At 71.0% G+C, this 12,783-nt stretch carries 12 protein-coding genes; 2 read left to right on the top strand and 10 right to left on the bottom strand.

Going from position 1 to position 12,783, the window contains the following annotated elements; translation table 11 throughout:
• Positions 1–4: 4 nt before the first annotated feature.
• The 8 genes from H4W31_RS29010 to H4W31_RS28975 form a co-directional block, all read right to left on the bottom strand.
• Positions 5–586, bottom strand: a complete 582-nt coding sequence (locus H4W31_RS29010) for a TetR/AcrR family transcriptional regulator (RefSeq protein ID WP_192769538.1) — start codon at positions 584–586, stop codon at positions 5–7.
• Between the two features lie 104 nt (positions 587–690).
• Positions 691–1,371, bottom strand: a complete 681-nt coding sequence (locus H4W31_RS29005; protein WP_192769537.1) for a response regulator — start codon at positions 1,369–1,371, stop codon at positions 691–693.
• A complete protein-coding gene (locus H4W31_RS29000; RefSeq protein WP_192769536.1) occupies positions 1,368–3,911 on the bottom strand; it encodes a DUF4118 domain-containing protein in 2,544 nt (847 codons plus the stop codon). The genes H4W31_RS29005 and H4W31_RS29000 overlap by 4 nt, the downstream gene beginning before the upstream one ends.
• Before the next feature lie 40 nt (positions 3,912–3,951).
• A complete protein-coding gene (locus H4W31_RS28995) occupies positions 3,952–4,857 on the bottom strand; it encodes a potassium-transporting ATPase subunit C (RefSeq protein ID WP_192769535.1) in 906 nt (301 codons plus the stop codon).
• A complete protein-coding gene (gene kdpB, locus H4W31_RS28990) occupies positions 4,857–7,061 on the bottom strand; it encodes a potassium-transporting ATPase subunit KdpB (protein WP_192769534.1) in 2,205 nt (734 codons plus the stop codon). Before kdpB ends, H4W31_RS28995 begins: the two co-directional genes overlap by 1 nt.
• 41 nt (positions 7,062–7,102) lie before the next feature.
• Positions 7,103–8,758, bottom strand: a complete 1,656-nt coding sequence (gene kdpA / locus H4W31_RS28985; protein WP_192769533.1) for a potassium-transporting ATPase subunit KdpA — start codon at positions 8,756–8,758, stop codon at positions 7,103–7,105.
• Positions 8,759–8,848, bottom strand: a complete 90-nt coding sequence (gene kdpF / locus H4W31_RS28980) for a K(+)-transporting ATPase subunit F (RefSeq protein WP_192769532.1) — start codon at positions 8,846–8,848, stop codon at positions 8,759–8,761.
• Complete coding sequence (locus H4W31_RS28975) at positions 8,845–8,985, bottom strand: hypothetical protein (RefSeq protein ID WP_192769531.1); 141 nt, start codon at positions 8,983–8,985, stop codon at positions 8,845–8,847. Before H4W31_RS28975 ends, kdpF begins: the two co-directional genes overlap by 4 nt.
• 278 nt (positions 8,986–9,263) lie before the next feature.
• Between H4W31_RS28975 and H4W31_RS28970 the strand changes: the two genes are divergently transcribed.
• The gene (locus H4W31_RS28970) at positions 9,264–9,686 is read left to right on the top strand and encodes an OsmC family protein (RefSeq protein WP_192769530.1); all 423 of its coding nucleotides are present in this window, start codon (positions 9,264–9,266) and stop codon (positions 9,684–9,686) included.
• A gap of 118 nt (positions 9,687–9,804) precedes the next feature.
• Here the strand turns inward: H4W31_RS28970 and H4W31_RS28965 are convergent, their stop codons facing one another.
• A complete protein-coding gene (locus tag H4W31_RS28965) occupies positions 9,805–10,755 on the bottom strand; it encodes an endonuclease/exonuclease/phosphatase family protein (RefSeq protein WP_318783461.1) in 951 nt (316 codons plus the stop codon).
• 399 nt (positions 10,756–11,154) lie between these two features.
• Here H4W31_RS28965 and H4W31_RS28960 point away from each other — a divergent pair, with 399 nt between their 5' ends.
• Entirely contained in the window at positions 11,155–11,991 is an 837-nt protein-coding gene (locus H4W31_RS28960) for a hypothetical protein (protein ID WP_192769528.1), read from the top strand.
• Between the two features lie 230 nt (positions 11,992–12,221).
• Here the strand turns inward: H4W31_RS28960 and H4W31_RS28955 are convergent, their stop codons facing one another.
• On the bottom strand, positions 12,222–12,722 hold the full coding sequence (locus tag H4W31_RS28955; protein ID WP_192769527.1) for an ATPase: 501 nt from the start codon (positions 12,720–12,722) through the stop codon (positions 12,222–12,224).
• Positions 12,723–12,783: the final 61 nt, after the last annotated feature.

Here is a 12,783-nt window from a genome sequence, read left to right as displayed (position 1 = left end):
TGGTTCAGGCCGGCACGGCTGACGAAACGAGGGGCTCCAGTTCGTCGGCGACGGCGTGCAGCGGGCGGGTGTCACGCCGCACCCGGGCAAGCAGCAGCGCGCCCTCCACTGCGGACAGCAACACCGTCGCCAAGACCCCGGACCGGGCGGCGGGAACACCCCATCGGCGCAGCGCAGCCTCGATCACACCCAACCACCCGTCGTACGCCTCGGTGCAGGCGACGCGGATCGCTTCGCTGCTGCCGGCCGCGTCCAGTGCGACAGAGGCGACCGGGCAGCCGTCGAGGTATCCGGAGGCGGCCAGCCGGGCGGCAAGTAACTCGACGACGCGGACGATCCCCTCGGCCGGATCCGCCGCCTCGTCCAGCGCGTCACGCAGGTCGGCGAGCAGGTTCACGCCGGACATGCCGATCGCCTCAACGGCCACCTGCTCCTTGCCACCGGGAAAGTGGAAGTACAGCGATCCCTTCGGCGCCCTGGCCTCACTGAGCAACTGGTTGAGCCCGGTCGCGTGGTAGCCCTGCCGCGGGAACAGCTCGGCCGCCGTACGCACCATCCGCTGCCGCGTCTCCTGTCCCTTCGCCATGAGCAAAGAATATGCAGACCGGTCTAGTGAATACAAGTCAGCCTCGGCAGCGCTGGTGCTGTGGGGTCGCCGACCGCAGCCAGCAGTTCTCCCCGCGCCCGACCTCAGGGCTGGAAGCGGTAGCCCATTCCCGGCTCGGTCAACAGGTGCCGGGGCCGGGCCGGGTCGTCCTCCAGCTTCCGGCGCAGTTGTGCCAGGTACTGCCGCAGGTAGTTCGTCTCCGACTGGTACTGCGGACCCCACACCTCCTGTAACAGTTGGCGCTGGCTGACCAGTCGACCCGGATTGCGTACCAGGATCTCCAGCAGGTGCCACTCGGTCGGGGTGAGCCGGACCTCGTCGCCGTCGCCGGTCCGGACGGCATGCGCGGCCAGGTCCACGGTGTGCCGACCGATCCCGACCGCCGGCACCTCCTCGCCGGCTCCGGCCGCCCGGCGGGTCACCGCCCGGACCCGGGCCAGCAACTCGTCCACCCCGAACGGCTTGGTCACGTAGTCGTCCGCGCCCGCGTCCAGCGCGGCGACCTTGTCCTGGCTGCCGGCCCGCCCGGAGAGCACGATGATCGGCACGTTGGTCCAGCCGCGCAGCCCCCGGATCACCTGCACTCCGTCCATGTCCGGCAGGCCGAGGTCGAGTACCACGATGTCGGGTCGGTGGCTGGCCGCCAGCCGCAGCGCGGCGGCGCCGTCCCCGGCGACCTCCACGTCGTACCGCCGGGCCCGCAGGTTGATCCGCAGCGCACGGAGGATCTGCGGCTCGTCGTCGACCACCAGCACCCGGGTCATCCGGCACCCCTCTCGTCCGCCACGGGGAGCCGCAGCACCATGGTCAGGCCGCCGCCCGGGGTCTCCTCCGGCTCCAGGTTGCCGCCCATCGCCTCGGCCAGCCCTCGGGACAGTGCCAGGCCGAGACCGACCCCGGCATGATTGTCCCGGTCGCCCTGCCGCTGGAACGGCAGAAACGCCCGCTCCCACTGGTCCCGGGGCAGGCCGGGGCCCCGGTCGGTGACCCGCAGCTCGACGAATCCGCCGTGCTCGCTGGCGCTGACCGTGGGTGGCTGGTCCGGTGGACTGAACCGCAGCGCGTTGGCGACGAGGTTCACCAGCACCCGCTCCAGCAGGCCCGGATCGGACCGGACCGCCGGCAGGTGCGCGGGCAGGCTGACCCGGACCCGCTCGGCCGGCTCGCCCAACTCGTCGAGGGCCGACGGCACCACGTCCTCCAGCCCGAGCGAGGCCGGTCGCAGGCCCAGCGCGCCGGCCTGGAGCCGGCTCATGTCCAGCAGGTTCGCCACCAGCCGACCGAGCCGGTCCAACGACTCCTCGGCGGTGGCCAGCAGCTCCTCCTGGTCCGCCTCGTCGAACTCCACGTCCGCACTGCGCAGGCTGGTCACCGCCGCCATCGCGGAGGCGAGCGGGGTACGCAGGTCGTGGCTGACCGCAGCCAACAACGCGGTACGCAGCCGGTCCGCCTCGGCGATCGGCTTGGCGGCGGCAGCCTCCTCGGAGAGCCGCTCCTGCCGCAGCGCGACGGCGGCCTGGGCGGCGAACGCCTCCACGATCCGCCGGTCGGCCGCCGGCAGCACCCGACCGCGCAGTACCAGCGTCAGGTCGTCGTCGAGGCGTACCTCCGCGTCTCCGGCGGCCGGGGTGGCACACGGTTCGGCACCGACGTTGGCGGCCACCCGCCAGGCGCGCGGATCACGCTGCTGGTCGGGCCGGTCCGGTGACCCCGGCAGGCGTTCCAGCAGGCTGACCGTGCTCAGCCCGAACGTCTCCAGCAGGCGTTCCAGCAGCGCCGTCAGCGGCCGGGCCCCGCGCAGCACACTGCCGGCGACCGCGGCGAGCAACTGGGCCTCCGCGCTCGCCCGGGCCGCCTCCCGGGTACGCCGGGCAGCCAGGTCCACCACTCCGCTGACCGCCGCCGCGACCAGTAGGAAGACCACCAGCGCCAACAGATTCTCGGTCTCGGCGATGGTGAACTGCCGCAGCGGCGGGGTGAAGAAGAAGTTGATCAGAACCGAGCTGAGTACGGCGGCGAGCAGGGCCGGCCACCACCCGCCGACCAGCGCCACCCCGACCACCGCGCCGAGAAAGAGCAGCAGGTCGCTGGTGAGCGACAGTTCGTCGGCGAGCAGCCAGAGCACGTACGTCAGCAGCGGAATACCGGCCACGCTCAGGCCGAGACCGATCAGCCGGCGCCGTGCCGAGAGTGCCGCCGGAGCGGTCCCGAGCCGACGGCCCAGTCCGGCCTGTTCGTGCGTCACCAGGTGTACGTCGATCGGGCCGGAGAGTGCGGCCGTGGTCGCACCGACCCCCCGGGACATGATCCGGGCGAACCGGCCCCGACGGCTGGCTCCGAGCACGATCTGGGTGGCGTTGACGCCCCGGGCGAAGTCGAGCAGCGCCGCCGGGATGTCGGCGCCGATCGCCTGGTGGTAGGTACCGCCCAGCCGCTCCACCAGTACCCGCTGCCGGGTCAGCGCCGCCGGGTCGGCGCCGACGAGCCCGTCGCTGCGGGCGACGTGTACGGCCATCAGCTCGGCGCCCTTGCTCCGGGCGGCGACCCGGGCGGCCCGGCGGATCAGGGTGTCGCCCTCCGGCCCGCCGGTGAGCCCGACCACCACCCGTTCCCGGGTCTCCCACACGGTGGCGATGCCCTGGTCGGCCCGGTAGCGGTCGAGCTGGTCCTCGACCTTGTCGGCGAGCCAGAGCAGGGCGAGTTCCCGCAGTGCGGTGAGGTTGCCGATCCGGAAGTAGTTGGCGAGGGCGGCGTCGACCTTGTCCGGATGGTAGATGTTGCCGTGCGCCATCCGCCGGCGCAGCGCCTCCGGCGTCATGTCGACGAGTTCGACCTGCTCGGCGGCGCGGACCACCCCGTCCGGCACGGTCTCCCGCTGGGTGACCCCGGTGATCTGTTCGACCACGTCGTTGAGCGACTCCAGGTGCTGGACGTTCACCGTCGACAGCACGTCGATCCCGGCGTCCAGCAGTTCCTGGATGTCCTGCCAGCGCTTGGCGTTGCGCGACCCCGGCACGTTGGTGTGGGCCAGTTCGTCCACCACCGCCACCTCGGGCCGGCGGGCGAGTACCGCGTCGGTGTCCATCTCGGTGAAGTCGGCGTCCCGGTAGCGCATCGTCCGGCGTGGTACCGCGGGCAGGTCGCCGAGCATGGCCGCGGTGTGCCGGCGGCCGTGGGTCTCGACGAGACCCACGACCACGTCCGTACCGCGCGCGGCCCGCCGGTGCGCCTCCTCCAACATCGCGTACGTCTTGCCGACACCGGGGGCGGCCCCGAGATAGATGCGCAGTTGACCGCGTGTCACCTGTTGATCCTGCCTCATCCTCTCGGGGCCGCCGTCCGCCTCAGCCGCTCGCCGGCAACGCGCGGTCCAGGGCGAGGTTGAGTTCCAGCACGTTGACCCGGGGCTCGCCGAGGAAGCCGAGGTCCCGCCCGCTGGTGTGCTCCGCCACGAGCCGCCTCACGTCGGCCGGGGACACGCTCCGCTCCCGGGCGATCCGGTTCACCTGCAACTCGGCGTACGCCGGGCTGATGTTCGGGTCGAGCCCGCTGCCGCTGGCGGTGACCGCGTCGGCCGGTACGGCCGGCTCGTCCGGCGCGTCGCCCCGGATCGGGGTGACCAGTCCGCCCGAGTAGTCCTCGCCCGGCTTGGCGCACTCCACCGGCACCCCGCCGAAGCTGGCGACGAACGGGGTGGCCGGGCAGGCCTGGTTGACGCTGACCGCCCGGGTCACCGGCCCGGTCAGGCCGTCGCGGTGGAAGACCCGGAGCACCGCGCCGAGGCCGTCCGGGGTGCAGAACGGGCGCCGCCCGTCGACGCCGTCGAGGGCGCCGACGTCCTTGCTGCGGGTGCAGACCTGGGTCAGCAGGCTCTGCGTACCCTCGTCGGGGTTGCCTTCGGGGTCGACCGCGCCGGGCACCGGCAGGGTGTCCTCGACGCTCTCCGGGCCGAGGTTGCTGGCCGAGGTGGAGGTCGGGTCGTAGCCGTCGCCGGCCGCCGACGGACGGGACTGGAAGTAGCGCGGGATGGGGTTGCCGTCCGTGTCGGTGAAGAGCTGGCCGATCAGCCGGCTGCCGACGACGGTGCCGCCGGCGTCGCGGACCAGCGAGCCTTCGGCCCGGCCGTCCAGGCCGGGTATCTGGCCGACCCCGACCAGAACCAGTGGGTAGGCCAGCCCGAGCAGCGCGGTGAAGACCAGTACGGCCCGCAGCGCGGCCAGGTGTTGGGCGAGCCAGGTAGGTAGGCGCATCACGAGATCCCTGGGATGAGCGAGATGATGAGATCGATGATTTTGATGCCGATGAACGGGGCGACGATGCCGCCGAGGCCGTAGACCCACAGGTTGCGGGTCAGCAGCTTGCTGGCGCTGCTGGGCCGGTACCGGACGCCACGCAGGGCGAGCGGGATCAGCACCACGATGATGATCGCGTTGAACACCACCGCCGAGAGGATCGCGGACTCCGGGCTGGACAGCCGCATGATGTTGAGGGTGTCCAGGCTGGGGTAGATCCCGGCGAACATGGCCGGGATGATCGCGAAGTACTTGGCGATGTCGTTGGCGATCGAGAAGGTCGTCAACGCGCCCCGGGTGATCAGCAACTGCTTGCCGATCTCGACGATCTCGATCAGCTTGGTCGGGTCGGAGTCGAGGTCGACCATGTTGCCGGCCTCTTTGGCCGCGGTGGTACCGGTGTTCATCGCCACCCCGACGTCGGCCTGGGCCAGCGCCGGCGCGTCGTTCGTGCCGTCTCCGGTCATCGCGACCAGTCGGCCGCCCTCCTGCTCGCGCTTGATCAGCGCGAGCTTGTCCTCCGGGGTGGCCTCGGCCAGGAAGTCGTCGACCCCGGCCTCGTCCGCGATCGCCTTGGCGGTACGCGGGTTGTCACCGGTGATCATCACGGTCCGGATGCCCATCCGGCGCATCTCGTCGAACCGCTCCCGCATGCCGGACTTGACCACGTCCTTGAGGTGGATCACCCCGAGCGTCCGGGCCGGTGCGCCGTCGACGTGCTCGGCCACCACCAGCGGGGTGCCGCCACCGCCGCTGATCCCGTCGACGATGTCCCCGACCTGCTCGGTCGGATGCCCACCGTTGTCCCGGACCCACTTCATCACCGCCGAGGCGGCGCCCTTGCGGATCCGTCGGGTCGGGCCGCTGGCTCCCCCGTCGACCGTGGCGTCCGGGGTCAGGTCGATCCCGCTCATCCGGGTCTGCGCGGTGAACGGTACGAAGGTGGCGTGCGGCATCAGGCCCGGCTCCCGCTCCCGCAGCCCGTACGCGTTCTTCGCCAGTACCACCACCGAGCGGCCCTCCGGGGTCTCGTCGGCCAGGCTGGAGAGCTGGGCGGCGTCGGCGACCTGTTCGGCGGTGACCCCGTCGACCGGTACGAACTCCGCCGCCTGCCGGTTGCCGAGGGTGATCGTGCCGGTCTTGTCCAGCAGCAGGGTGTTGACGTCCCCGGCGGCCTCGACCGCCCGGCCGCTCATCGCGAGCACGTTGCGCTGCACCAGCCGGTCCATCCCGGCGATGCCGATCGCGGAGAGCAGTGCCCCGATCGTGGTCGGGATCAGGCAGACCAGCAGGGAGACCAGCACGATCCCGGTGACCCCGTCGGAGTTGATCGCGGCGGTGTCCGGCGCCGCCGCCTGGAACGCCTTGCTGAAGATCGCCAGCGGCTGGAGCGTGACGACCGCCATCAGGAAGATGACGGTCAGCGCCGCGAGCAGGATGTTGAGGGCGATCTCGTTCGGGGTCTTCTGCCGGTTGGCGCCCTCCACCAGGGCGATCATCCGGTCGATGAAGCTCTGCCCCGGCTGTTGGGTGATCCGCACGACGATCCGGTCGGAGAGCACCTTGGTGCCGCCGGTCACCGCGCTGCGGTCACCGCCGGACTCCCGGATCACCGGCGCGGACTCACCGGTGATGGCCGACTCGTCCACGCTGGCGATCCCCTCGACGACGTCACCGTCGCCGGGGATGATCTGTCCGGCCTCGACCAGCACGACGTCGCCATGCCGCAGTTCGGTGGCGGCGACCGCCTCGTCGCGGTACGCGTTCGGTGCGGCACCGGGCGACCAGCCGGTCAGCCGGGTCGCGACGGTGTCCCGTTTGGCCTGCCGCAGCGTCGCCGCCTGCGCCTTTCCCCGGCCCTCGGCGACCGCCTCGGCCAGGTTGGCGAAGACCACCGTGAGCCACAGCCAGACGGTGATCGCCCAGGCGAAGCCGGACGGGTCGGCGATGGCCAGCACCGTGGTGAAGACCGCGCCGATCTCCACGATCAGCATCACCGGGTTGCGCCACAGGGTCACCGGATTCAACTTGCGGGCCGCGTCCGGCAGCGAGCGGAACAGTTGCCGGGGATCCAACAGCCCACCACCGACCCGGCCGCCACTGGCGGAGCCGGAGGACGGCAGCCCACCAGAGGGGGCGGGCACCACCGGGCTGACAGTCATTTTCCCTTTCCTCACCATGTCGTTCAGGACTCTCACCGCGCTCACAACCCTTCGGCCAGCGGGCCGAGCGCCAACGCGGGCAGGAAGGTCAGCGCCACCAGCACCACCGTCACGCCGACGAGCATTCCGACGAACAACGGCCGGTGCGTCGGCAGCGTCCCCTCGGAGGCCGGTACGGGTTTCTGCCGGGCCAACGAACCCGCCAGGCCGAGCACGAAGATGATCGGCAGGAACCGGCCGAGCAGCATGCACAGCCCGAGAGCCGTGTCCCACCAGGGCGTGTTCACCGTGATCCCGGCGAACGCCGATCCGTTGTTGTTGCTCGCCGAGGTGAAGGCGTACAGCACCTCGGTCAGGCCGTGTGGTCCGACGTTGAGCGCCGTGCCGTTGTTGCCGGTGGCGAACGCCGCCGCCGTGCCGATCAGCACCAGCATCGGGGTGATCAGGAAGTACAGCGAGGCAAACTTGATCTCCCTGGCACCGATCTTCTTGCCCAGGTACTCGGGGGTCCGCCCGACCATCAGCCCGGCCACGAAGACCGTGATCACGGCGAGGATCAGCAGGCCGTACAGGCCGGCGCCGACACCACCCGGCGCCACCTCGCCCAACATCATGTTGACCAGCGGCATCATCCCGCCGAGCGGGGTGAACGAGTCGTGGAACGAGTTCACCGCACCGGTCGAGGTGAGGGTGGTGACCGCGGCGAAGGTCGACGAGTTGGAGACCCCGAACCGGGCCTCCTTGCCCTCCATCGCCGCGCCGACCGCCTGCGGCACGGTGCCGTCGCCGGTCAGTTCGAAGACGTTGGTCAGGGTCACGCTGGCGATCGCCAGGATCGCCATCACCGCGACGATGGCGTAGCCCTGCCGGTTCTGCCCGACCATCCGGCCGAAGACCCGGGGCAGGCTGAACGGGATCAGCAGGATTAGGAACATCTCGATCCAGTTGGTCCAGGTGGTCGGGTTCTCGAACGGGTGCGCGCTGTTGACGTTGTAGAAGCCGCCGCCGTTGGTGCCGAGTTCCTTGATCACCTCCTGCGAGGCGACCGGGCCACCGGTGATCGTCTGGGCTCCACCGGCCACCGTGCCGACGTCGGTGCCGCCGGACAGGTTCTGCACCACCCCGCCGATCATCAGCACGATCGCGCCGAGCACCGCGATGGGCAGCAGGATCCGCAGCGTGATCCGGACCAGGTCGACCCAGAAGTTGCCCAGTTGCTCCGACCGGCTCCGGGCGAAGCCCCGGATCAGGGCCACCGCCACGGCGATGCCGACCGAGGCGGAGACGAAGTTCTGGACGGCCAGCCCGGCCATCTGCACCAGGTGGCCCATCGTCGACTCACCCGAGTACGCCTGCCAGTTCGTGTTGGTCACGAAGCTGACCGCGGTGTTCCAGGCGATGTGGTTGGTCACCGGGTCGAACCCGAGCGAGAGCCACAGCTTGTCCTGCAGGCGAAGGAAGCCGTACAGGAAGAGCAGTGAGAGCAGGGAGAACGCCAGGACGCTGCGCGCGTACGTGCCCCAGGACTGCTCGGCCCTGGTGTCCACGCCGATCAGTCGGAAGATGACGCGCTCGACCCGGGAGTGCCGGTCGCCGGACACCACCCGGTACATGTAGTTGCCGAACGGTTTGTACACCGCCACCAGCGCCACCACGAGGGAGACGATGAGGATGATGCCCGCGGTCGTCGTACTCATCTAGAAACGCTCCGGGAACAGGAGTGCGAACAGCAGGAAGACGGCCAGCCCAGCCGCGACGACCAGGCCGATCAGGTTGACTGGGTTCACAGCCGTTCCACCGCCCGGGCGACCAGGGCGAGGGCCGCGAAGAGCCCCAGCGTCAGCAGCACGAACACGACGTCGATCACCGAACGTCCTCTCCAGCACGCGCGTTCTTCACGACCGTCTTCGGCCGTCAGGACCATGAAAGCCCGGTTGCCGGACGGGCATGCAGCGTTCTGACGTTTCGGCTACGCCGGGCATCTCGTTCTTGACGTCGGCTTGACGGCTCCGGAAGGGACACACCGAGCGGGCGACATTGTGGGCTGTTTGTCGCGTTTGGGAGGCCGAACCGTCGTAACCTACCCGGTCGGGCGCCACTCCGGCGCGGTTTCCGGCGAGCCGATCGGCTCCGGGACGTCGTTCCGGGTTTCACGACCGGCCCGCCGGGTAGCCCGCCGCAGAGCCACACGGGGGGTAAGCAATGCCGGATTCGGATTCCTGGGTGCACGAGGCCACCGCTACCGCTGAAGGAGGTCACCTGCATACGGACGACGGGGAACTGTCGACCAGCCTGGCCTCGCCGCTGGCGCCGCACTGCACCGGGCTCGCCCCGGAACAGCTGCTCGCCGCCGCGTTCGCCTCCTGCCTGCACCACGCGGCGGTCGAGGCGGCCACCGGCATCACCGACGAGGCACACACCGTGCAGGTACGCGCCCAGGCCCGGCTCGCCCGGGACTCCGACGGTCTCTACCGGGCCGACGTACGCGCCAGCATCGCGTCGGTCGGCCTGAACCGGGACCAGCTGACCGACCTGGCCCGGTACGCCGACCAGCTCTGGCCGTTCTCCAGCGGCAGCGGCCGGCACACCCTCACCGTCGGTCCGGCCGAACCGCGCCGACGCTGATCACGGCGCGGCCACCCGCCGCCAGCCGTTAAGGACGTGGCCGGCACCGGAAGCCGACCGACGGCACGGTCCGGGACGCCGTACCTGACTGGCTGACGGTCCGGACGCCCGTACCCATCTAGCGGAAGCCTGCCGTCACCGCACGGTGGTCGCTGGCCGGCGTCCGGACGACCTTGGCGTACGCCGCCGTCAGCCCCCGGTACAGCACGTGGTCGGGGCGGGTCAGTGGCAACGCGGCCGGCCAGGTGAAACCCGGTCCCCGGCCCGCGTCGGCCTGGGCGTCGTTGAGCAGCTCGGTCAGCGGTTCGATCTTCCGGTCGGTGGTCGCGGTGTTGAGATCGCCGAGCACGATCAGCCGTTCGGCGGAGTCCTGACGGATCTGGTCGGCGAGCGCGGAGACCGTCCGGTCCCGGGTACCGGTGTCGCCGGCCCTGACCGAGCCGAGGTGCACGACGTAGACGACGACGTCGCCGCCGGGGGCGGCCACCACCGCCCGCAGGGCCCGGGTCCAGGCGAGCCCGGTGTCGACGCCGACGACGTCCCGGATCGGGAACCTGCTCCAGAGCCCGACCGTGGTGACGAGGGCCCGGTGCGGATACCGCTCCCGCAGCGTTCTGGTCACCGACCCGTCGGTGTCCCCGGACAGCTCCTGTAGGCCGATCAGGTCGGCCTCGGTGTCGGCCAGAGTGCGCACCGTGGCGGTCGGGTCGGGATTTCCCTCCCGCAGGTTCTGGCTGGCCACCCGCAACTGCACCGGGCCGCCGCTCCCGCCGGGTACCCACGCCGTGCCGAACAGCACCGCCCAGACGACCGCCGGCACCAGCACGGCGGCGAGCGCGATCCGGGTCCGGACCAGCAGGGCGGCGACCGCGAGCAGCGGCACGCCGAGACCGAGGAACGGGACGCCGCTGTCCAGCAGACTGCCCAGACCTCGGACGTTGGGGATCAGGCGGTGGCCGGCCATCAGCCCGGTCAGCAGGGCAGCCGTGATCAGGATCAGCGTGTCGCGGCGACGCCGCCTTCGACCCGCCGACCCGCCGCCCGCCGGCTCGATCTTGCTTTCGGCCACCGAAGGCATCCTATCGAAGCAGCCAACGACGGGTTCCAGGACCGGTGAGACCGCGACGCCGGTACCCGGGTCCGGAACGGGCCGGTTCCGACGACGGACCATTCGGACCAGGTCCGGGCATAGCCTTCCGGGCCAGTCGAGCTGGGCCGAACGACCCAACCGGATGATCTCCACCTTGGACCGGGACGAGCGGGGCGCGACGTCACCCGTCGCCACCACCTGCCAGACAAGACGGACATGTCGGCATTGCCGGGTCCCGGCAATGCCGCCCGCGACTGTCGACGACTGCCCGGTTGACCAGGCAAAAGTGTGGCGCAGGCCACCTGTTCGACCCGCCCCATTCGACTCGGCTTTACCTAACCTCGGCGGGTGCCTCACAAGGAACAAGCGGATCAGGAAGTGGACACCGGAACGCAGGCTGGCCATTCGGAGGATCCCGGATCGGTCGACCCGCCGGTCGGCCGTCACCGAGCTCGGGCCGTACCCCGGCCAGGGCGGATCCGATCGCTGCTCGCATCCGGCCCGGTCCGGTTCGGGTCGGTCGCCGCGCTCGCCTGCTGCCTCGGCGTCGCCGTCTTCGTCGAGTCGCGGGCGGCCACCACCCCGGCCGAGCCGGCCCCCTCGGCGAGCCTGCTGGCCGAGCGCGCCGCCGAGGTCGAGCGCGACCCGGCGTCCCGGGCGCACGAGCGGACGCCCGCTCCGACGCCCCCGGTCACCGCCACCCCGGCCCCCAGCCCGTCGACCGCCCGCCCCATCGTCGCCCGTACCCAGGTAACCCGGGCGACCAAGCGGCCGGTCCGGCCGAGTCCGGTCGCCGGCCTCACCCAGGCCCAGATGGACAACGCGCACACGATCGTCCAGGTCGGTGTGAAGATGGACGTCCCACGCCGGGGACTGGTGGTCGCGATCGCCACCTCGATGCAGGAGAGCAACCTCTACAACCTGGCCAGCGGCGTACTGCCGGAATCGCTGGACCTGCCGAACCAGGGCGTCGGGTACGACCACGACTCGGTCGGGCTCTTCCAGCAGCGGCCCAGCTCCGGCTGGGGCACCGTCGCCGACCTGATGCGACCGGCCTACGCGGCCGAGCGCTTCTACGAGGCGCTGCTCGCCGTCCCCGGCTGGCAGGAGATGAGCGTGACCGGGGCGGCACAGGCGGTGCAGATCTCCGCGTTCCCCGACGCCTACGCCCAGCACGAGGACCGGGCCACCACCGTGGTCGGCGCTCTCGTCTGAGCCGTCGGGCCGTCGAGCCGACCGGTCTCCCCGGCTCATTACCGGCGCCATTCGATCCCGTTGGGCGCCGACGGTAACAAGCAGGTGCACGCCGCCGATAGCTCGTGATCGGAAGTGGGACCGGCGGCGACGGACGATCACCTCCGATCGGTCGTCCGTCGCCGCCGCCGGAAGATCAGCTTCCGAGGAGGTTCGCTCGGAGGACGCTGGCTCGGAGGAGGTTCGCCCAGTCAGGAGGCTGAGGCCGGAACGACCTCGTCGACCGGGTCGGCATGGTCCTGTCGATCCGCGTCGGGACGCGGCATCCGACTGATCACGACGTCCCGGAGGATCTCGTCCACCTGCTCGGCCCGGATCCGACGCGCCTGCAGGGCCGCCTCGAATTCACGGCGGGCCTGCACCGCCTCGGCGTAGACCTGGTCGCGTACCTGCCGGGCCTCCTCGCGCGCCGCCGCCAGGTCGGCTCGGGCCCGGGCCAGGATCTCGGCCGCCTCACGCTCGGCCGTCAGCAACAACTGCCGGACCCGGTCCGACGTGTCGTGCGACGGTGGCGGCGCGGCCAGCAGGCCGCTCATTCGATCGATTTCCGCCCGGATCTGGGCGAGTTCGGGATCGTTCTTCGCGACGGCGTCCGTCCGCACCGCCAACCGGCCCAGTCGCTCACCCAGATGCTCCAGGCAGCGGTCGACCTGCTTCTGGTCATAGCCGATTTCCACGACGGAGAATTCCATGCTTCGCCCCCAGGCAGCCGTTGTCTCTTGCCACCTGAAATCCTCGTCAGTCGGTAGACCT

Origin of the sequence: Plantactinospora soyae, from assembly GCF_014874095.1 — a bacterium.
Lineage (GTDB): Bacteria > Actinomycetota > Actinomycetes > Mycobacteriales > Micromonosporaceae > Plantactinospora > Plantactinospora soyae.
The sequence above is the reverse complement of the archived record's forward strand: the minus strand, read 5'-3'. Positions and strand labels throughout refer to the sequence as shown.